Below are 20,928 nucleotides of genomic sequence, written 5' to 3'. Positions count from 1 at the left end.
CGGCACCTGCACCCGCGGCGGCCGCGACCGCAGCCGCGGGCGCGGCGAAGAAACCGGCGGCTCCTTTGCTCGGCGGCGGCGGCAAGATGGACACCGCGCGCCTGCTGGCGATGATGGATGCCGGCAAGGAGCCCTTGCGCGGCTTCCTGATCAAGCATTCCAGCGACGCCGAGCGCGCATTCTTTTTACGCAGCGCACAGCGCCTGCTGCCGCCGGCCTCGCGCGGCGACATCTCGGTCAACGACTTCATCGTGGTGATTCCGGCCTTCACCGTCAGCGAACTCACCGCCGCCTTCCAGATCGGCTTCCTGATCTTCCTGCCGTTCCTGATCATCGACCTGGTCGTGTCCAACATCCTGTTGTCGCTCGGCATGATGATGCTGTCGCCGACCACCGTGTCGCTGCCGTTCAAGCTGCTGCTGTTCGTGCTGATCGGCGGCTGGGCCAAGCTCGTGCATGGCCTGGTGTTGACTTACGGCGGCTAGCGACGGGAACCGGGAATCGGGAATGGAAAATCGGGAATCGAAACAGCGGCCCTGCCGCGTGTCTGGATCGCCTTCCCGCTCTGACGCCTTTGCCTATCCGATTCCCTATTCCCCATTCCCGATTCTCGAATTTCCCTTCCCGAATCCCTAAAGCGAATCCCGACTCTTATGGGCGACATGCTCGAACTGACCAAACAGGCGCTGTGGCTGACGCTGCTGCTGTCGGGTCCGCCGGTGGTCGCCGCGGCCGTGGTCGGCCTGGTCGTGGCCTTCATCCAGGCCGCCACCCAGTTGCAGGAACAGACCTTCGCCTACGCGATCAAATTCACCGTGATCGTGGTGACCTTGTTCGTCACCGCTTCGATGATCGGCGGCACCCTGTACACCTTCGCCGACCGCATCTTCATCGACTTCCCGGGCATGGTCCGGCATTGATGCGCGCCGGTGAGCCCCGCGCGACCGGCGCATGATCAGCTTCGATTCCGTCACCGACCTGATGCTCGCGTTGGGCCTGGTGCTGCCGCGCGTGATCGGTGCATTCATGATGCTGCCGCTGCTGACCTCGGAGAACATGCCGCCGCTGGTGCGCAACAGCTTCATGGTCAGCCTGGGCATCATCGCGATCCCGGTGGCGGTGAACGGCGTGCCCCTGCACTCGCTCGGCGCCGTCGACTGGGCGCCGATCATCCTCAAAGAGCTGTTCATCGGCATCTCGATCGGCTTCTGCTTCGGCATGGTGTTCTGGGCGATCAGCGCCGCCGGCAACATCATCGACACCCAGGTCGGCATGACCCTGGCGCAGGTGTTCGACCCGATCCAGGGCCACCAGGCCTCGCTGCACGGCAGCTTCCTGTCGCAGTTCGCGGCCTGGCTGTTCATGGCCAGCGGCGCGTTCCTGGTGTTCCTCGACCTGCTGCTGTCGAGCTATGCGATGTGGCCGGTGACGTCCTACTTCCCGACCCTGCATGCGGTCGGCATGGAGCTGTTCGTCGGCCAGTTCAGTTATCTGATGACCGCCTTGCTGGTGCTCGCGGCGCCGGCGATGGTGGTGTTGCTGCTGATCGACCTGACCTTCGGCCTGGTCAACCGCTTCGCCCCGCAGCTCAACGTGTTCACCATCACCATGCCGATCAAGGCCTGGCTGGCGACCTGGATCATCCTGCTGATGCTCGGCGTGTACGTGGAAATCGTGCTCGACCGGCTCAACGACAACCGCGGTTTGCTCGAGGCCTTGAACCGGGTGTTTACGGCCTGAGCGGCGCTGCCGCCGCTTCGTTTGTTGCCGCCGGTGGTTGCGCCGTTCCAAGCAAAAGCAAAAGCAAATCCCCCCGCCCCCCTCTGCAAAGGGGGAACGGCGTGTGGGTGCGCAGGGGAGCGGCGTGTGTGGGGCAACGCGGGAAGGATGCGTGGCATAGGTAAGCCGATACACGGCTCCACGCCGGTGACGACAATCCGAGCCCCTGCTGTTGCCTCCTTTGACAAGGGTCTTAGGAAGCAAACGAGCCCCTAGAGGGGATTTGCTCTTGCCCTCAGCGCGGCTCGTCGAGCGGCGGCGGCAGCTCCATCTCGCTGTCGTCGCCGTCGCGCAAGCGGCGCACGCTCTCGGCCCAGTGCAGCACTTCGGCCACGGCCTCGAAGAACTCGTTGCCGATGTAGTCGTCCAGCGCCACGTGTTCGTGCAGGCCGCGCGCCAGTTCGACGTTCTGCAGGATCGGCACCCCGGCCTCGGCCGCGGTGCGCTTGATCTGCTCGGCCATGTAGCCCTCGCCCTTGGCCACCACCACCGGCAGGTCGGTGACGCCGTGTTCGTACTGCAGGGCGATGGCGATGTGGGTGGGGTTGGTCACGACGACATTCGACTGGCGGACGGCATTGAGCATGTTCTGCTGCGACCACTCCTGATGCAACTGCCGGCGCCGGCTCTTCACGTGCGGGTCGCCCTCGTTCTCCTTGACCTCCTGTTGGATGTCGCGGCGGCTCATGCGCAGTTGCTTGGTGTAGGCGAACTTCTGGTACCACACGTCGATGGCGGAGACGAAGAAGAACACGAAGATGGTCCAGATGCCGATCCGGATCAGGCCGTGCCAGATGCCCGCGCCCATCGCCGCGGGCGGCGCGTACGGCAGCAACATCAGCTGGGCCAGCATCTTGTAGAGCACGAACATGCCGATGCCGATCAGCGCCGCGCTCTTGATCACCGACTTGACCAGCTCGACCAGGTTGTCCATCGAGAACATTTTCTTGACGCCGTCGGCCGGGTTCAGCTTCTCCAGGTTGGGCTTGAGCTTGTCCAGGGTCAGGATCGGGCCGATCTGCAGGAACTCGATGATCACGCCGAGGAACACCGCCGTCGCCAGCAGCGGCAGCGACAGCCACAGCAAGGTGTCGAAGGCGGTCGAGCCGACCTCGCGCAGGGCATCGCCGAAGGGTTGGTTGATCGCCTTCAGGCTGGTCTCGAACAGGCGGATCAGCTTCATCCGCATGAAGTCGAGCATCATCCAGCCGCACACCACCCAGCCGAGCACCAGCACGGTGCTGGTCAGCTCCTTGCTCTTGGCGACGTTGCCCTGTTTGCGGGCGTCCCGGATCCGTTTTTGGGTAGGCGGTTCGGTCTTGTCGGCGCCCTGGTCCTTCCCCATGCGCGGCCCTTCCAGCGAGAGGGGGTCGAGGCTAGCACGGGCCTGCGAAAACGGTCGTGCCGGCACACGCCAAATGCGAACTCGATACATGCCGCGGTGCGGCGCTCGCTGCGCTGCCAGCGCCGCTCCGCACGCCCTCAGCCAGGCCTGGCGCGCCCCCCGGCCTACCCGGAGCGGCCGCCGCAGGCGCGGGGGATGAACGGCCCGACCACCACCTAGGGTCATCCCGAGTTGGCCACTTCGGCCCCCAGCGCTACATTTCGCCCATCCCCCCGACTTCACCCGTAACCTGCCCCGCATGAGCACGATCGGCAACGACCCGCGTATCGACCGCAGCAGCCTCGACGGGCAAGCTGCGCTCGAGAACCTGCGCGGACGCGAGCCGACCCCGCAAGAGCAGATCCAGCACGCCCCCCAGGTCGCCGAGACCGTCCCTGCCTACGCGCCGCCCGCGGTCGACCAGGGCGAGGACGTGCTCAATGCCGACGCCTGGAGCGAGGTTCCGCCCGGCGAGCGCCTGCTTGCCGGCGACCCGGGCTTCGAGCACCAGCTCGGCCAGATGGACCTGTCCTCGGCCGCCGACCACGGCGCCGACGCCGTCCTCGATTCCCTGAGCTGAGCATCGCCGGCGGCACTCGACGCCGCAGCGCATCGGCCTAGGCTAGGCTAGCCCTCCCTCCTGTCCGATCGCCGCGCTTGCCGCGGCACGCCGCGACCGACGCCTTGCCGTGACCGAAGCCACCCCCACTCCCGAAGCCCTGCGCGCCGGCGCCGACCGCTTGGTCTCCGCGCTCGCCGCGCACAGCGACCCCGAGTACCGCCTGACCGTGCTCAAGCGCGTCGTGCGCCGCCTGGGCGAGGACCGCTATCCCTTATTCATCCGTTTGCTCGGGGTCATCGCCGAAAGCGACGATGCGCGCGCGCAGCGCCTGATCGCTGACACCTTCGGCACGGCTTTGCGGCGCATGGACTTGCCCGGCGGCGCGCTGAGTTCCTGGGGCGCCACGCGCCTGCCCGATTCGACCGGGCCGGTCGCGGTCAGCTCGTTGTCCGGGCATTTCTTCGGCGCGACGCCGCGGCGTTTGCTCGGTCCGGTCGAATACCTCACCGTCTGGCATCTGCAACGCACCCAGCGCACCGCGCTCGGCGCGGCGACCTTCCGCACTGCGCTGTCGCGCCTGATCGCCCTGCTCAACCGCAGCGAAGACGCACGCACCTTGTATCCGCAGAAACTCGCCGCCGACGCTCAGAACGAACTCGAAGGCGCCTACACCCGCGCCACCCGCGACCGCCTCGCCGCGATCGCCTCGGCCTGGCGCGCCGGTCAGTCGCCCGATGCCGTGGCCCAGGCCGCGCTCGCCGCCGACGAGACCTCGCACCCGAGCGGTTGGGTCGTGCGCGACCTGTAATCGCGAGAGGTCCGCTCGGCCCGCCGCGCGACGGTGACGACGACGCATCGGTTGGCGCAGCGCTGCGACACTCGACCACATCCGCCCGCGCCGCGGCGGTGCTGCAATGTCCGCCTTCGGTTTCGACGGGGTGGATCGTGTTCGAACGCCAGTTGCTCTCAACCTCTGCGCCGGCGCATTCGCCCGAGCGCCGTCGCCTGCTCGGCGGCGTCGCGGCCGCAGGCCTGGTTTCAGCCTGCGGCGGCGTGCTTTCGGCCTGCGGCGGTCCCAGACCGTTGTCCGTGCACGGCATCAACCTGAGCGGTCGCGATTTCGCCAAGGACTTCCATCTGCTCGACCCGCAGGGCCGCGAACGCTCGCTCGCCGACTTCCGCGGCAAGCTGGCGATGGTGTTCTTCGGCTTCACCCAATGCCCCGATGTCTGCCCGACCACGCTGACCCGCGCGGTGCAGATCCGCAAGCTGCTCGGCGCGGACGCCGAACGGCTGCAGGTGATATTCATTACCGTCGATCCCGAACGCGACACGCCGAAGGTGCTGCAGGCCTACACCCAGGCCTTCGACCCCAGCTTCCTCGGCCTGTACGGCGATCCCGAGCGCACCGCGCAGACCGCCAAGGCCTTCCGTGTGGTCTACGCCAAGGTGCCGACCGGCGCGTCCTACACCATCGACCATTCCGCGCTGAGCTATGTCTTCGACGCTGGCGGCGCGATCCGCCTGGCGCTGCGCCACGAACAGAGCGCGCAGGACTGCGTGCACGACCTCCGCCAGATTCTCTGAGAGCGCCATGACTTCGATCCGTTTCCTTACCGCCATCGCGGCGGGTCTGCTGCTGAACGCGAACGCGGTAGCGCAACCGCCGCAGGTCGCGATCGAATCGCCGTGGGTACGCGCGAGCGTGCCGCAGCAACAGGCCACCGGCGCCTTCATGCGCCTCACCGCCCGCGCCGATCTGCGCCTGGTCGCGGCGCGTTCGGACGTCGCCGCGGCCACCGAAGTCCACGAGATGGCGATGCAGGGGCAGATGATGCGCATGCGCCAGATACCGTCGGTGGCGTTGCCGCGCGGCCGCACCGTCGCGCTCGCGCCGGGCGGGTATCACATCATGCTGATCGGGCTGAGGCGGCCGCTCAGCGCCGGCGAGTCGGTGCCGCTGACCTTGGTGTTCGAGGATGCGGCCGGGCGGCGTGACGAGCGCACCGTGCAGGCCGAAGTGCGGGCCTTGGGCGCGGGTGCGCCGTAGCCGCACGGTTGCATGCAACAAAGGGTAGGAGCGGCGCGAGCCGCGACCGCGCTGCTCACCGTGGCGGCGTTTCTTGCCGCAGAGCGATGAAGCAACATCAATAGCAAAGCTTCCGTCCGCTGACGCGGCCGGGTTACTTTCTTTTGCTGGCCCAAAAGTCCGTCTGGATTCCCTTCGGTCAAAGCTAACCAAAGAAAAGGCCTTCCTTGACGAAGCTCCCCTGCGAGTACGTTACCCGCGCCGGGATTTTCCGATAAGACGTCCCTGTCTTATCGGAAAACGCCGCACGTCCTGTGCGGCGCCCTCCGGGTCTCCACTTGACCGGTAGAGCGGCAAAAGCAGATCAAAATCTTAGCAACGGCAACGGCGCCGCAGTTGAGACATAGGCGCCTATCCCGGCCGACGATGGCCACTGAACGAACACGGTCGCGGCTTGCGCCGCTCCTACCCCGAAGCAGCGTCGGTGTTGCCGTTGCCGTGCGCCGATCCGCACTAGCGAAGGCCATCGAAGACCCGGAGGGCGGCCCGCAGGGATGCGGGCCGTTTTTCATCGGGACAGGGATGTCCCGTATGAAAAATCCCTGCGTATGCACCGCTCGTGCGGGCTGGTGATTCAAAAAGAAGCATTTTTCTTTGGTTACCTTTCTTTTGTTGCTTATGACAAAAGAAAGTAACCCGCCGCTTTAGTGGCGGAAGCTTTTGGCGTTTGATCTTGATCTGGATCTTGCTTGAGCGATGCGCCGCGAGACCGCAAGAGCGCGGTCGCGGCTCGCGCCGCTCCTACCCCTTTGCGGCGCTGGCCCCCTCAAAACCCGATCAACCCGCGCTCCGGCCCCGGTCGCTTGCCGAGCTTGCGCTGTAGGGAACGCCGGTGCATCCCGAGCAGACGCGCGGTGGCGGAGATGTTGCCGCCGGTGTCGGTCAGGGCCTGCTGGATGTGCTCCCACTCCATCCGCCGCAGCGGCATCATCGTCTCGGGCGCGGGCAACACCAGGGGCGTGTCGTGCGATTCCAGGCCGAGCACGGCGAGGATGTTGGAGATGCTCGCCGGTTTGGGCAGATAGTCGTCGGCGCCGCGCTTGATCGCGTCGACCGCGGTGGCGACGCTGGCGTAGCCGGTCACCAGCACGATGCGCATGTCGGCGCGCAGCTCGCGCAGCGGCCGGATCAGTTGCAGGCCGGATTCGTGGCCCAGCTTGAGGTCGATCAGGGCGAACGCCGGCACCTGCCGCAAGGCCAGTTCCAGGGTTTCGGCGATGCTTGCCGCGGTGCGGGTTTCGACGCCGCGGCGGCCCAGGCTGCGCTGCAGGGTCGCGGCATAGGCCAGGTCGTCGTCGACGATCAGGCCGCTGAGGAGCGGACGTGCACTGCTCGATGCGTTCATGCGCGGCATCCTAGTCGATGCCCGCGCGGCGGGCCTGCGGCAAACTGCCACAGGACAAACTGTCCAGGGTGTGGTGAAGCCCTCACCCCAACCCCTCTCCCGCGAACGGGAGAGGGGCCGAAGTTCACTGGCGCTTGCAGTCCGCGACCCGGTCGGCATCGGTGCCGTAGGCCACTTCGTGCAGGGTGATCGTCGTCCCGGCCGAGGCCTGCAGGCCGAACGGCACGTCGAGCTTGGCCATGTCGGCGCCGCCGGCACGCACGCATTTCAGGGGCACGCCGATACGCAGCCATTGGCCGCGCGGCAGGCCGCGCAAGGTGTCGCCGAACGGCACCCTGGATTCGCACTTCGGCCCGCACCCGGCGATCAGATTCGCCTCGCCTGCGCCGACCGCGTCGACCTTGAGGTCGATCAGCAACTGCACGTCGCCGTTGGTCTCGCGCACCAGCTCGACCGGGGTGTCGGCGATCCACTCCACCTTCGCATCGCCGTTCCACTGCAGGCGCCAGGCGTCCTCCTGCGCCTTGTAGTCGACCGCGGCGATCGCCAATGCGCGATTCTCCGTGGCCAACGGCGGCTTGATCGCCTCGCTGTGCCGGCCCTGCGCACTGACCCGCAGACGCCAGGCCCGCGGCAGGGCCCCGCGACCGAGGAACTGCATCGAACGCTGGTCGAGATCGGCCGTGCCCGGGTCTTCCGACAAGGCCGCGACCTCGCCGCCGCGGGCATAGCTGAGGCCATAACCGAAGGCGAACTGCGGCGCATAGTCCTTGTCGCCCACGTTGGCCACCTGCACCGCGGTCTTCGGCCACGAATAAGGCAGCTTGCCCTTGAAGTCGTGGACGATGCCGCCCTGGCCGTCGCGTAGCAGCACATCGGCGATGCCGCCGCCTTCCGAACCCGGCAACCACGCCGCGACGAAGGCATCGGAGGCGTTGATCTCGCGATTGACCCACAGCGGCCGGCCCGACAGCAGCACGCTGACCACGGCGATGCCCTGCGACTTCAGGCGCTTGATCAGGTCGAGTTCGGGATTACGGGTCGGCCGGAACGCGAGCGTGCGCAGGTCGCCCTGGAATTCGGCATACGGGTCCTCGCCGTAGATCACGATGGCGACGTCGGGCTTGCTCTTGTACTGGCCGTCGACGGCGAGTTCGGCCTGGCCGCCCGCGGCCTGGATGCGCTCGCGCAGACCCGACCAGATCGATTGCGCATTCGGGAAATCGCCTGGCTTCAGGCCGGTGCCCTGCCAGTTCAGGGTCCAGCCGCCGGATTGTTTGGCGATGTTGTCGGCGCCGTCGCCGGCGACCAGGATGCGTTGCCGCGGCCGCAACGGCAGCAGGCCGCCCTGGTTCTTCAGCAACACCAGCGACTCGCGCACCGCCTGCCGCGCGACCGCGCGATGCGCGGGGCTGCCCAGCACCTCGAACTTGCCGCCGAGCGGGCGCTTGGACGGGGTGCCGGCTTCGAACAGGCCCAGACGCAGTTTGACCCGCAGGATGCGCGCCACCGCATCGTCGAGCCGCGCCATCGCGATCTCGCCGCTGCGCACTTGCTTGAGCGCGTTGTCGTAATAGCCGCGCCAGCTGTCGGGCGCCATCAACATGTCGACGCCGGCGTTGAACGCCGCCGCGCAATTGTCGTTGCTGCAACCGGTCAGCTGCCCGTGCGCGTTCCAGTCGCCGACCACGAAGCCGTCGAAGCCCATGCGCTGCTTCAACACCTGGGTCAGCAACTCGCGGTTGCCGTGCATCTTCTGGCCCTGCCAGCTCGAGAACGAGGCCATCACCGTCTGCGCGCCGGCCTCCAGCGCGGGCGGATAACCGGCGCCGTGCACGTCGCGCAGTTCGACCTCGCCGATGCGCGCATCGCCCTGGTCGCGGCCCTCGAAAGTGCCGCCGTCGGCGAGGAAATGCTTGGCGGTGGCGATCACGTGCGCGCCGTCGAGGAACTGTTTCGTGCCGAGCTTGCCCTGCAGGCCTTCGATCGCCGCCGCGGCATAGCTGGCGACCACCCGCGGGTCTTCCGAATAGCCTTCGTAGGTGCGGCCCCAGCGATCGTCGCGCGGCACCGTCAGGGTCGGCGCGAAGGTCCACTCCATGCCGGTCGCGCGCACTTCCGCCGCGGTGGCTTCGCCGATGCGCCGGATCAGCTCGGGGTTGCGGGTCGCGCCCAAGCCGATGTTGTGCGGGAACAAGGTCGCGCCGATCAGATTGTTATGGCCGTGCACCGCGTCGATGCCGAACAGGATCGGGATCGCGACTTTGCCGTCGCTGGGGTCCATCGATGCCGCATAGAAACGGTCGGCGATGTCCAACCACTCCTGCGGCGGTGCGTCGTAGCGCCCGCCGGGCTCGGACATGCCGCCGGGTTCGGAGTTGCCGCCGGCCAGTACCGAGCCCAGGTGGTACTTGCGCACATCTTCGGGCGTGGCGCTGTTGATGTCGGCCTGGACGATCTGGCCGACCTTCTCCTCCACGCTCATCTTCGCCATCAGCTCGGCGATGCGCCGCTCCAGCGCCTCGTCGCGCGGCAACGGCGCCTTCAGCGCCGGCCAATGGGCCGGGTCGATCGTGGCCGCGCCGTCGGCCGCGGCGCCCATCGCCGGCAGCAAGGCCAGGGCGAGCGCACACAGCCGCCAGCGGCACACTTGGATCGATGGAACCGCGGCGCGAACGCGTTCGCTCGTCGATGCATTCATGGTTCACTCCTGTTGGGGCGATACGATAAGGCGCGATCTGCGGATCCGTTCGTCGTCGTCGCGCGCAATAGATGAGTATTCGGCGCGCATTCTGGCAAAATGCGCAGAACACGCGGCAAGGGAAACGACCGGTCATGCGAGTACGCATCGAAGATGTAGCGGAAGCGGCGGGCGTGTCGATGAAGACCGTCTCGCGCGTACTCAACCAGGAACCGAACGTGAGCGAGGAGACGCGCAAGCGCGTCGAAGCCGCCGCGCGCAAGTTGCAGTACCGCCCGAACCCCTCCGCACGCAGCCTCGCCGGCCAGCGTTCGTTCCTGGTCGCGCTGCTCTACGACAACCCGTCGAGCAACTATCTGATGGAAGTGCAGGCCGGCATGCTCGATGCCTGCATCGCCCATCACTACAACCTGATGCTGGCGCCGGTGACCTACGGCGAACGCAAGTTCCTCGCCCACGTCGACGAGATCATCCAGCACTCGCGCGCCGACGGCCTGGTGCTGACGCCGCCGCTGACCGATCACCCCGGGCTGATGAAGCGCCTCGGCCAGCTCGGCATTCCCTATGCCAACATTTCGCCGAAGCTGCGCGGCGGCCGCATCGGCGTGGTCCTCGACGAGGAGCGCGCGGTACGCGAGATGATGGCCCACCTGGTCTCGCTGGGGCATCGCCGCATCGCCCACATCAAGGGCCATCCCGAACACGGCGCCAGCCAATGGCGCTTGAACGGTTATCGCGATGGGCTCGCCGCGGCCGGCATCGCCTACGATCCGGAGCTGGTGATCGACGGCGATTTCCACTACGACACCGGCGCGATCTGCGCCCAGCGCCTGTTGTTGATGGCCGACCGGCCGACCGCGATCTTCGCCGCCAACGACGACATGGCCGCCGGCACCATCCGCACCGCCAGCGAAATGGGCTTGTCGATTCCCGGCGACGTGTCGGTGTGCGGCTTCGACGACACGCCGATCGCGCGCCAGATCTATCCGCCGCTGACCACGGTGCGCCAGCCGACCCGCGAGATGGGCCGCCTGGCGACCCACGAGCTGTTCAAGCGGATCAAGGCGCCCGACGGTGGCCAGATGATCACCGCCGGCTACGAGTTGCAGTTGCGCCAGTCGACCGGCCCGATCGGCAAGGGCCGCACGCGCCGGCGCTGAAGCAGCGCGCGGGCGATGCGCCAAGGCGGTATGCGCGGCGCGCGGCGCCCGCCGGGCTCGCGCGCGCACGCTCACCAGAACAGCGTGTACAGCGCGACCAGGATCGCCAGCACGGCGATCGCGGCGATGTTGAACGAAGGCGCGGTGGCATAGCTCACGCCGTCGGTGTGGATGCGGTCGCGGCCGGCGCCGGACGGTGTCAACAGCGACACCGCGACCGCCAGGATCGCCGCCAGCACGAACACCACGCCGACGCGGTTGACGAACGGCAGCTCCGGCCAGACTTGCTTGAGCACGATCGACAGCGCCAGCGAGCCCACCGCCGCGGCGAGCGCGCCGGCTTCGTTGGCGCGCTTCCAGAACAGGCCGAGCACGAAAATCACCACGATGCCCGGAGTGAAAAAGCCGGTGTACTCCTGGATGTACTGGAAGCCCTGGTCGAAGCTGCCGAGCAGCGGCCGCGCAGTCAGGATGCCGATCACGATCGACACCGCCGCGGTGATGCGTCCGATCCGCACTAGCTTGCGCTCCGGGGCATCCGGGCGATGCTTGGCGTAGAAGTCGAGGGTGAAGATGGTCGCGACCGAATTGATCTTCGACGCCAGCGAGGCCACGATCGCCGCGATCAGGGCCGCGAACACCAGGCCCAGTGCGCCGGTCGGCAGTAGCGCCATCATCGCCGGGTAAGCGTCGTCGTTGCGTTCCAGGCCCGGCGCCAGCATCACCGCGGCGATGCCCGGCAGCACCACGATGATCGGCAGCACCAGCTTCAGGATCGCCGCGAACACGATGCCCTTCTGCGCCTCGCGCAGGTCCTTGGCGGCCAGGGCGCGCTGGATGATGTACTGGTTGAAGCCCCAGTAGCTGACGTGCGCGACCCACAGGCCGCCGACCAGCACGCCGATGCCGGGCAGATCCTTGTAGAAGGGGCTGTCCGGCGGCAGGATCATCTTGAAGTGCTCCGGGTGCGTCGCCCACAACGTCTTGAAGCCGGCGACGATACCGGCGCCGTCGCCGATCTTGCTCAGGGTCAGGCCGGCGACCAGCAGGCCGCCGAGCACCAGCAACGACACCTGCACGATGTCGGTCAACGCGACCGCCTTGAGCCCGCCGTACAACTGATAGGCCAGGGCGAAACCGCCGAGCAGACTCAGCGCCAGCATCTGGTCCATGCCGGTCACCTGCACGATCGCCAGCGAGCCGAGCCACAGGATCGAGGTGAGGTTGACGAACACGTACAGGCCGAGCCAGAACACCGCCATCAGGGTGCGGATGCGGGTGCCGTAACGCTCCTCGAGGAACTGCGGCATGGTGTAGATGCCGTTGCGCAGGAAGATCGGCAGGAAGAACTTGCCGACCACCAGCAAGGTCGCGGCCGCCATCCACTCATAAGAGGCGATCGCCAGGCCGAGCGCATAGCCGGACCCGGACATGCCGATGATCTGCTCGGCGGAGATGTTGGCGGCGATCAGGGACGCGCCGATCGCCCACCACGGCAACGCCTTGCTGGCGAGAAAGTAGTCCTTCGCGGTTTTCTCGTGGCCGGGTTTCTCGCGCGAGACCCACTGCGCGAGAGCGAAAACGCCGGCCAGGTAGACCAGGACGATGAGGGTGTCGAGCGGCGAAAGTTTCATGCGGTCCTGTCGATCCGGGGCGGTGTCTTCGCCGTTCTACGCGCTGCCGTCCGACACGGCCATGGTCGCGGCCGCTGTTCATCGATGAATTCGATTGCAGTGGCTAAGTGTGCTGCGCGAGAGGTCGTGCGACGGCGGAAGGATGGCGCTGCCGCTTCCGGATTCTCGCCCCGCCCCGCCTGCACGACGTGGCGTGTCGTGGCGGCGGGAGGGGCTTGGGACGCCGTGCGACCGCCATCAGAAGTTCCAGCGCACCCGCACGCCGTAGCTGCGCGCATCGTTCAGGAAGCGCGTGTTGACGCCGGAACCGACCAGAGCCTTCTGCGACACGTCCTTGTTGGTCAGGTTGCTGCCCCAAACCTCGACCCGCCAGGCGCCGTCGAGCGTGGTGAAACCGGCGCCGGCGTTGATCTGGGTGAAGCCCTTCTGCTCGTCGGGGAAGCCCGCGGTGGCCGAGTCCTCGATTCGATCGACGGTGCCGGCGGTGTCGCGCAAGAAGATCACGTCGCGGTCGTTGTACTGGGTCAGGAAGAACGACGAGCGATACGCAGCCAGCACCTGCCAATCGAAGGTGCCGCGCGAGAACTCGATCGCCTGCTGCAGGCGCGCATTGAAGGTGTACTTGGACGACAGCGGCAGGTCGTTGCCGGAGAGATCGATCTGCGAGGTGATGCCGCCGTTGCCGAAGTCCTGGCTGCGCACGTCGGCGACCATGCCTTCCTTGATCTCGGTCTGCAGGTACAGCGCGTTGAGGTCGAGGGTGAAACCGCCGCCGAAGCGCAGGCGGCTCTCGGCTTCGATGCCGTACAACTCGGACTTGCCGACATTGCGGTTGACCAGCGCGAAACCGGTCGCCTCGCCGTCGGGGTTGAAGGCGATCACGCTGAGGTCCTGGAAGACCTGATCGTCGTAGTCGTAATAGAAGCCGCTGACGTTGAAGGTCGAGGTGCGGCCGAGGAACTCGAAGGAATTCTTCGAGCCGATCTCGAACGCGGTCAGCTTCTCCGGCTTGTAGGTTTCCGGAATCACGTTGACGTCGAAGCTGTCGTTGAAACCGCCGGCCTTGTGGCCGGTGGAGACGGTCGCGTACAGCAGGTTGCGGTCGCTGAGGTCGTACTCGAAGCCCAGGCGCCAATCGATGAAGTCGAACGCGCTGGAACCGTGCTGCGCCGAGGGCACGCCGAGCACGAGGAAGCTGTGCTGGCCGTTGGCCGGGCAGTTGACGTTGTTGCCGCCGGTGTCGGGGCGGTCCACGCAGGTGCCGTTCGGACGGCTGCCGTCGACGATGCCGGCGAGCTGTTGCTGCATGGTGTCGCGCGCACCGGCCTGGAGCACGCCCTGCAACAGGAAACGGGCGAGGTCGGCGTTGCTGGTCAAGCCGGTCACGTCGAACGAAGGACGGTCGAGCAGGGTCGGCATGAAGCCTTCGGTGCCGAGACGAGTCTGGAACACGCCGCCGTCGCCGCCGAGGCCGATGGTCCAGTTGCCGCCGATGCCGTCGCGCGACTTGCGCTCGTCGGTGTAGCGCACGCCGCCCTTCACCCGCAGCCGCTCGTTGACGTCGAAGGTACCGTCGCCGAACGCGGCCCAGGACTTACCGTCGACATCGGGCATGGTGAACTCGGTGCCCGAGTAGAACGCGCCCTTGTCGGCGAGGGCGAAGAAGCCGACCTGCTGTTTCTCATGGAAATAGAAACCGCCGGTGGTCCAGCGGAAGCGAGCATCGTCGTCGGACGACAAGCGCAGTTCGTGAGTCTGCGATTGCGAACGCGCTTGCAGATAATTGGTACCGAAGTTGTCGTAGTCGATGCCGCCCCAGGTCGCCGGCTCCCCCGGCGGACGCGCGCGCAGGTCGCGCCCGGGCCAGGTATTGCCGTCGGCGGCGGCGTTGATCTGGAAATAATCGACGTCGCGGTAGCTGCCGTTGTACTCGAGGGCGACGCCGCCGAAGTCGTAGCGGACCGTGCCCTGGAAACCCCACAGTTTGTTGTCGACCTTGCCCTGCACGCCGCGGTAGATGACATCGCGCATGTCGATGTCTTCGGAGGTATAGCCTTCCTGCGCGGCACGGAACAGGCCGGCGCCGGGATAGCCGGTGCCGAGTTCGCGGCCGACGTCGAGCATCGCGAACACCGACAGCTTGTCGTCGGGTTCGTAGAGGAACGACAGGCGCCCGGCGCTGTCGTCCTGGATGCCGGCCGGGTCGAGGTGCTGCCACAGGCCGACGTTCTTGAAGCCGGCGTTCTTCTCGACGTGATAGCCGGCGAAGCGCAGCGCGGCGTATTCGCCGAGCGGGAAATTGAGCGCGGTCTCGTAGCCCTTCTGGTCGCGGTTGCCGACCTCGCCCTGCACGTAGCCACTGAACTGGCCGCCGAGCTCGGGCTTCTTGGTGACGATGTTGAGGGTGCCGGCGAGCGCGTTGCGGCCGCGCAGGGTGCCTTGCGGGCCCTTGTTGATCTCGACGCGTTCGAGGTCGTAGAACATGCCGCCGAGACCGCGCGGGCGCGGAATGTAGGCGCCGTTGACGTGCGGCGCGGCGCCGGGGTCGCCGAGTTCGGTGTTGTTGGACGAACCCACGCCGCGGATGAAGACTTCGGTCGCGCCTTCCTGGTTGGAGATGCTCAGACCCGGCACGGCGACCTGCATCTGGCGCAGTTCGTTGTTGATGCCCAGTCCGCGCAGATCGTCCTGCGACAGCGCCTGCGCGGTGCCGGCGTACTTCTGCAGGCTTTGTTCGCGGCGTTCGACGGTGACGATCACCGAATCCAGATCGGTCGCCTCTTTGCCCGATGCGGGCTGCGCATCGGCCGGTGCCGACGCGCTGTCCGCGGTGGCGTCCTGGGCGACTGCATTGCTCGCCATAAGCGCGGCGAAGATCGCAAAACTCAAGGTCGAACCGCGGACACGCTTGTGCATAGGCACGTTCATCAGGACATCCCCTCCCCGGGGCCGGCTGCGAGCCGATCGTGTTGTCTGTGGTGTGAGCGCGCGCCGGTCCGACAGGCCGGCGGCAATGCGGAAAGCTTGTAGCGCGGCCATGACAGCGCTGTCAACTTACGGACAGGATGCGGCGATGCAGCATGGTTGCGTCGCACAACCGATCGCCGCGGCGAGGCCAGGACGACGACCCCAGGAGAGCGTGATGCGGATCACGCACAACGCGTATTCACCGAGGCGTAAGCGTTTTCAACGCGCGCGCCGCGCCGCGCCGCCTGCGACCAAAGTCGAGGTCGCGAGCAATCATGTCGATTGAGCTCGCCGCACATTGCTCGCCCCTGCATGCGCTCGGGTTTGCGCAATGCATCACGCGTGCGCGCGCCGCGTCCGCTATCGCACGCGGCTTCGCCCACCCGGCCCGCCAACGAAGAACCCCGGCCTAAGCCGGGGTTCCTGGCATTGCCTTGCACGAGAGATGCGATTACGGCATCGCGTCGGTCGCCGCGTCGGCGTTGACGATGCCGGTACCGATCAGCTGCGGCGGCACCGGCGGGACCGGGAACGGACGCGCGGTGGCCTTGATCAGGCGTTCGATCACCGCCGGCACTTCGTCCGGCGCCGGCTTGGACTGCATCAGCGCGACCACGCCGGCCACGAACGGCGCCGCCATCGAGGTGCCGTTGTAGTTCGCGTAGCTCGGCGAGCCCGGCGTGGTCGTGCCGGTGTTGAGCGTGGACAAGATGCCCACGCCCGGCGCCGCCACGTCGACCACGCTGGTGGTGCCCCAGTTCGAGAAGCTGGCCTTGCCGCCAGCCGAGGTGCTGGCGCCGACGGTGATCACGTTGAGGCAGCTCGCCGGTTGGAAGTTGGCGGCGTTGGCGTTGCTGTTGCCGGCCGCCACCACCACGGTCACGCCGCGCTGCACCGCGCCGTTGATCGCGTTCTGGAAAGTCGAACTGCAGGTGCCGCCGCCGCCGAGGCTGAGGTTGATGACCACGGCCTTGTTGGCGCCGACCGCGGGCACGCCGACGACGGTGCCGCCGGATGCCCAGGTGATGGCGTCGGCGATATCGACCAGGGTGCCGCCGCACTTGCCGAGCGCGCGCGCGGTCAACACCTTGGAACGGAACGCGGTGCCGGCCACGCCGACCTGGTTGTTGGTAACCCCAGCGGCGATGCCGGTGACATGGGTGCCGTGCCAGCTCGACGGATTGGTGCCGCACCAATCGCCCGGGTCGGCCGGATTGCTGTCGCGGGCACTGCCGTCGTTGGCGGTGGTGACGTTGGTGATGAAGTCGTAGCCGGTCGGCGTGGTGAGGTTGGCGGCGAGGTCGGGATGGGTGGTGATGCCAGTGTCGATCACCGCGATGATCTTGCCCTGGCCCTGATAGCCGTTGTCCCAGGCGGTGTTGGCGCGGATGCCGCCGGCGGCGCCGTGCAGGCCGTATTGCGAGGGATAGCTGGGATCGTTCGGGGTCAGGATCGGCTGGAAGATCGAGTTCGGTTCGACGTATTCGACATCGGGGTTGGCGGCGATCTGCTGCATCAGCGTGGTCGCTTCGACCACGTCGAGCGGTCGGCTGACTTCGATCAGTTCGGCGCCGGTCGAGACCGGGCCGGCGTGCTTGATGGTCAGGTTCTTCTGTCCCAGGGTGCCGATGGCGGCGCTGAGTTCGCGCTGGAAATCCAGGGCTTTCGGCGCACCCGACTTATAGGCGACGACGAAGCCGGCGACCGGCCGGTCGGGATCGAGGCTGCTGAGGTTGACGCGGTCGGCGGCGAAGGCCGGCGCGGCGAGAAGGATGGATACGGTGGCGACCGCCAGCGCATGCCGGCGAAGCTTGGACTTTGATGGCTGAGACATTGCGAAACTCCCGTGAGGTTTCGTAAGCCGCACAATGCGGCGGAACCGTCCTGGTTCTCTCTCGCGATCGACGGTTGGAGGGACTGCTGCCTAGCGCGAGCGCGTCCGGACGTGGAGCGGACACAGCGCTATGTCCGCGCTAGGCAGCCTAGGCGCTCATGCCGCGCGCGCAAGGCGCAAACGCATTTGCATCACACCGCATTCGTGAACCCGCCGGATGGATACGGGATTCGCTCGCAGGCATCGCGCGTTGGCTGAATGAGTCGCTTGCGCGCACGCGGTTCGCGTAAGCTCGCGCGGATTGCGACGCCATGCGTGAAGGCGTCGCCTGGCGGTTTTTTCGCCATTGGAAAGTTACAACCGAGAGTGGCGCGGCAAGGCGCAGCGGACGATCCGCCGACAGGAATGCAGCGCATGCGCCGCGGACGCGGCGCATCGACCGCCCGGTCACGGTCGCGTCGCCGCCCGACTTACGCGTCGACGACCTTGCTGCATCAGCGATGCCGCATCAGGCCGCAAGCGATCCGCCGCGCGGCGATGACCGTCTCGCCGGCTTACTCCATGTAGACGGCTTCGACGTTGTGGCCGTCCGGGTCGAGCAGGAAGGCGGCGTAATAGCCCGCGCCGTAATCCTCGCGCAGACCGGCGCCGCCGTTGTCGCGGCCGCCGGCCTTGATGCCTTCGCGGTGGAAGCCGTCGACGGCGGCGCGGCTTTCGGCGCGGAAAGCGACGTGGGCGCCGCCACGCGCATCGGCGTCGGGATACAGCCACAACGCCGGCGCATCCTTCGGGCCGAGCCCGGCGCCGCTGTCGTCGCTGGAGCCGACGACGTGGCCGAGCGACTTCAATGCGGCGCGGTAGAACTTCAGGCTGGCGGCAAGATCGCGCACCTTCAAACCGATGTGGTCGTACATGGCGGAACCTCCTCGTAGGGGGCTCAGCTTGCGACGCCTTGGCCGATGCGTTCTTGGAAAATCTTGCGGTCGCCGCGCGCGGCCTGGCGGAAGCGGCGCGGCGAGACGCCGGCGGCGCGGTGGAAGCTGCGGCTGAAATTGGACAGATCGGCGAAGCCGCTGTCGTAGGCCACTTCGGTGATCGCCCGCTGCGGGTCGGCCAGCATGGAGGCGGCGCGGCGCAGGCGGGCGCGCAACAGGTACTGATGCGGAGTCACGCCGAGCGCGTCGGCGAACAGGCGCAGGAAATGGAAGGCGCTGAGCCCGGCGATGCGCGCGCCGTCGTCGAGGCCGACGGCGCGATGCGCATTCGTGTCCAGCCACATCGCCGCCTCGACCGCACGACGGCGGTCGGCTGCGCGCGGCCGCAAACGCTTGCGAGTGGAGCCGTCGACCGTATCGACGCAACGCCGGGCCAACAGCAGGCCGACCTCGTCGACACCGAGATCGCTGCGTCCCTCGGCCGCGGCCTGGGCGAGCTCGCCCCAGACCATCAGTTCCGGCAAGGGCGGCACGCCGCCGGCGCGCCACAGAGCGCTGTGCGCGCCCAGTTCGTCGACGAGTTCGGGCGACAGATGGAACGACAGGCATTCGTCGCCGCAACCGTGATGCTCGTGGGTGCACAGGAACTCATCGCCGGCGTGGCCGATCAGCACACTGCCGGCGACCAGCTCGTAGGCTTCGCCGCGCACGCGATAACCGAAGCTGCCGCGGCGCACGTAGGAGATGCAGTGGCTGCGATGGCGCTCGACGAAGGGCGCATCCTGTGGACCGGCGCCGCAGCGGTAATCGACCGCGCAGAGCGATGCGCCTTCGCTGAGCGGAATGATCTGCATGCCGCCGATGCTAGTCCCGGGCGGAAGCGATGGCAATGGCCGCGAAATGCGTTTCGAACTGCGGCGTGATTGCTTCGTAAAGCGTCGTATATCCCTCTCCCGCTTGCGGGAGAGGCCTAGGTGAGGGCGCTGTGTCCGCGCCGCCCCTCTGGATCGGAAACTCTCTGCACACCCTGCCCTCACCCCAACCCCTCTCCCGTGAACGGGAGAGGGGTTGTGCGGCGTCTGACAGCAGGAGCGAGAGGAGGGGAACGAGAAACTGGTTCAGTGTCTGGCAGTAACCGCGGGCCGCGGCTATAGAGCACGCCCCACCGAGGCGACGAACAACCCGCAGACCCCACTCATTACTAGTTCCTAGCTCCTAACTAGTTCCTAGCTCCTAGTTCCTATTTACTCGCTCCCCTACCCCCACTCAGCTCTCGTAAGCCGACTCGCCATGAGTGGTGATGTCGAGGCCTTCGCGTTCGGATTCCTCCGGCACGCGCAAGCCCACCAGCAGCTTGACGATCGCGAAGGCGATCACCGAGACCACGCCCGACCAGACCACCGTGATGCCGACGCTCAAGGCCTGCACGCCGACCTGCTGGGCGATGGTCTCGTTGCCGGCGCCGAGGCCGAAGCCGCCGAGCGCGGGCGAACTGAACACGCCGGTCAGCAAAGCGCCGATGATGCCGCCCAGGCCGTGCACGCCGAACACATCGAGCGCGTCGTCGGCGCGCAACAGGCGCTTGAGGCCATGCACGCCCCACACGCACACCGCGCCGGCGATCGCGCCGATCGCGATCGCGCCGAACGGGCCGACCGTGCCGCAGGCCGGGGTGATCGCGACCAGGCCGGCGACCACGCCCGAAGCCCCGCCGAGCATCGACGGCTTGCCCTTGATCACCTTCTCGACCAGGCTCCAGGCCAGCGCCGCCGCGGCCGTCGCCAGCAAGGTGTTGAGGAAGGCCAGCGCCGCTCCGGCGGTGGCTTCGAGGTTGGAACCGGCATTGAAGCCGAACCAGCCCACCCACAGCAGCGACGCGCCGATCATGGTGAAGGTGACGTTGTGCGGCTTGATCGCCTCGCGCCCGTAGCCTACGCGCTTGCCGACGAAGTAGGCGCCGACCAGGCCGGCGATACCGGCGTTGATGTGCACCACCGTGCCGCCGGCGAAGTCGATCGCGCCCTTCGCGAACAGATAACCGTCGGGCCCGTACCAGACCATGTGCGCGATCGGCAGATAGGCGAAGGTGAACCAGATCGCCGAGAACAACAGCACCGCCGAGAACTTGATGCGCTCGGCGAAGGCGCCGACGATCAGCGCGCCGGTGATGCCGGCGAAGGTCGACTGGAAGGCGATGAAGACGTACTCCGGCAGGGACACGCCGGCAGTGAAGGTGGCCGCCAACGAGGCCTTGTCGACGCCCTTGAGGAACAGCTTGTCGAAGGTGCCGATGAAGGCGTTGCCGCCGCCGAAGGCGAGCGAGTAACCGTAGGTCACCCACAGCAGCACGATCAGCGAGAACACCGCCAATACCTGCATCAGCACCGACAGCACGTTCTTGGAACGCACCAGGCCGCCGTAGAACAGGGCCAGGCCCGGTACGGTCATCAGCAGCACCAACAGGGTCGAGGTCAGCATCCAGGCGACATCGCCCTTGTCGACCACGGGCGCGGCCGCGGCGGCGGCCTCCTGCGCGTG

Annotated in this window: 17 protein-coding genes (1 of these 17 only partly in view); 8 read left to right on the top strand and 9 right to left on the bottom strand. The window is 67.2% G+C overall.

Features of this window, described 5'->3' with window-relative positions; translation table 11 throughout:
* The first annotated feature begins 86 nt into the window (after positions 1-86).
* The 3 genes from GLA29479_RS22460 (at position 87) to sctT (ending at position 1,740) form a co-directional block, all read left to right on the top strand.
* Positions 87-485 carry an EscR/YscR/HrcR family type III secretion system export apparatus protein gene (locus GLA29479_RS22460; RefSeq protein ID WP_081931210.1) on the top strand — a complete coding sequence of 133 codons (399 nt, stop codon included), beginning with the start codon at positions 87-89 and terminating at the stop codon, positions 483-485.
* A 168-nt stretch (positions 486-653) separates the two neighbouring features.
* Positions 654-920: a type III secretion system export apparatus subunit SctS gene (gene sctS, locus GLA29479_RS22455; RefSeq protein ID WP_031373468.1), complete on the top strand. Its 267-nt coding sequence runs from the start codon at positions 654-656 to the stop codon at positions 918-920.
* A gap of 31 nt (positions 921-951) precedes the next feature.
* Positions 952-1,740 (top strand): type III secretion system export apparatus subunit SctT, encoded by a 789-nt coding sequence (sctT, locus tag GLA29479_RS22450; RefSeq protein WP_057972900.1) that lies wholly within the window; start codon positions 952-954, stop codon positions 1,738-1,740.
* 274 nt (positions 1,741-2,014) lie between these two features.
* Here sctT and sctU read toward each other — a convergent pair whose 3' ends face one another.
* Positions 2,015-3,124 carry a type III secretion system export apparatus subunit SctU gene (gene sctU, locus GLA29479_RS22445; protein WP_051885283.1) on the bottom strand — a complete coding sequence of 370 codons (1,110 nt, stop codon included), beginning with the start codon at positions 3,122-3,124 and terminating at the stop codon, positions 2,015-2,017.
* 298 nt (positions 3,125-3,422) lie between these two features.
* Between sctU and GLA29479_RS22440 the strand changes: the two genes are divergently transcribed.
* From GLA29479_RS22440 to GLA29479_RS22425, 4 genes are all read left to right on the top strand, one after another.
* Positions 3,423-3,743, top strand: coding sequence for a hypothetical protein (locus GLA29479_RS22440; protein ID WP_057919496.1), 321 nt, complete (start codon positions 3,423-3,425; stop codon positions 3,741-3,743).
* 109 nt (positions 3,744-3,852) lie between these two features.
* Positions 3,853-4,533: a hypothetical protein gene (locus tag GLA29479_RS22435; RefSeq protein WP_057972899.1), complete on the top strand. Its 681-nt coding sequence runs from the start codon at positions 3,853-3,855 to the stop codon at positions 4,531-4,533.
* A 137-nt stretch (positions 4,534-4,670) separates the two neighbouring features.
* On the top strand, positions 4,671-5,312 hold the full coding sequence (locus GLA29479_RS22430; RefSeq protein ID WP_248842777.1) for an SCO family protein: 642 nt from the start codon (positions 4,671-4,673) through the stop codon (positions 5,310-5,312).
* 7 nt (positions 5,313-5,319) lie between these two features.
* Positions 5,320-5,775 (top strand): copper chaperone PCu(A)C, encoded by a 456-nt coding sequence (locus tag GLA29479_RS22425; RefSeq protein ID WP_057972898.1) that lies wholly within the window; start codon positions 5,320-5,322, stop codon positions 5,773-5,775.
* Between the two features lie 805 nt (positions 5,776-6,580).
* On the opposite strand, the gene GLA29479_RS22420 is transcribed toward GLA29479_RS22425, so the two are convergent.
* Entirely contained in the window at positions 6,581-7,159 is a 579-nt protein-coding gene (locus GLA29479_RS22420) for a response regulator transcription factor (RefSeq protein WP_057972897.1), read from the bottom strand.
* 124 nt (positions 7,160-7,283) lie between these two features.
* A complete protein-coding gene (locus tag GLA29479_RS22415) occupies positions 7,284-9,860 on the bottom strand; it encodes a glycoside hydrolase family 3 protein (RefSeq protein ID WP_082638915.1) in 2,577 nt (858 codons plus the stop codon).
* A gap of 134 nt (positions 9,861-9,994) precedes the next feature.
* Here GLA29479_RS22415 and GLA29479_RS22410 point away from each other — a divergent pair, with 134 nt between their 5' ends.
* The gene (locus tag GLA29479_RS22410; protein ID WP_057919500.1) at positions 9,995-11,020 is read left to right on the top strand and encodes a LacI family DNA-binding transcriptional regulator; all 1,026 of its coding nucleotides are present in this window, start codon (positions 9,995-9,997) and stop codon (positions 11,018-11,020) included.
* A gap of 71 nt (positions 11,021-11,091) precedes the next feature.
* Here the strand turns inward: GLA29479_RS22410 and GLA29479_RS22405 are convergent, their stop codons facing one another.
* The 6 genes from GLA29479_RS22405 to GLA29479_RS22380 all read right to left on the bottom strand — a co-directional run.
* Entirely contained in the window at positions 11,092-12,654 is a 1,563-nt protein-coding gene (locus GLA29479_RS22405) for a sodium/sugar symporter (RefSeq protein ID WP_057972896.1), read from the bottom strand.
* 237 nt (positions 12,655-12,891) lie between these two features.
* Complete coding sequence (locus GLA29479_RS22400) at positions 12,892-15,570, bottom strand: TonB-dependent receptor (RefSeq protein ID WP_057973319.1); 2,679 nt, start codon at positions 15,568-15,570, stop codon at positions 12,892-12,894.
* 502 nt (positions 15,571-16,072) lie between these two features.
* Entirely contained in the window at positions 16,073-17,455 is a 1,383-nt protein-coding gene (locus GLA29479_RS22395) for a S8 family peptidase (protein ID WP_057972895.1), read from the bottom strand.
* Positions 17,456-18,009: 554 nt separating this feature from the next.
* Positions 18,010-18,369: a VOC family protein gene (locus GLA29479_RS22390; RefSeq protein WP_057972894.1), complete on the bottom strand. Its 360-nt coding sequence runs from the start codon at positions 18,367-18,369 to the stop codon at positions 18,010-18,012.
* A 23-nt stretch (positions 18,370-18,392) separates the two neighbouring features.
* Positions 18,393-19,244: a helix-turn-helix domain-containing protein gene (locus GLA29479_RS22385; RefSeq protein ID WP_057972893.1), complete on the bottom strand. Its 852-nt coding sequence runs from the start codon at positions 19,242-19,244 to the stop codon at positions 18,393-18,395.
* Between the two features lie 412 nt (positions 19,245-19,656).
* On the bottom strand, positions 19,657-20,928 hold the 3' portion of the coding sequence (locus GLA29479_RS22380; RefSeq protein ID WP_282955859.1) for an ammonium transporter. It continues 12 nt past the right edge of the window; only the last 1,272 of its 1,284 coding nucleotides appear in the window; the start codon falls outside the window, past its right edge — the gene reads right to left on this strand; it ends in the stop codon at positions 19,657-19,659.

The sequence above is a fragment of the Lysobacter antibioticus genome, assembly GCF_001442535.1.
GTDB lineage: Bacteria > Pseudomonadota > Gammaproteobacteria > Xanthomonadales > Xanthomonadaceae > Lysobacter > Lysobacter antibioticus.
This window is presented reverse-complemented; position numbering and strand designations above follow the sequence as displayed.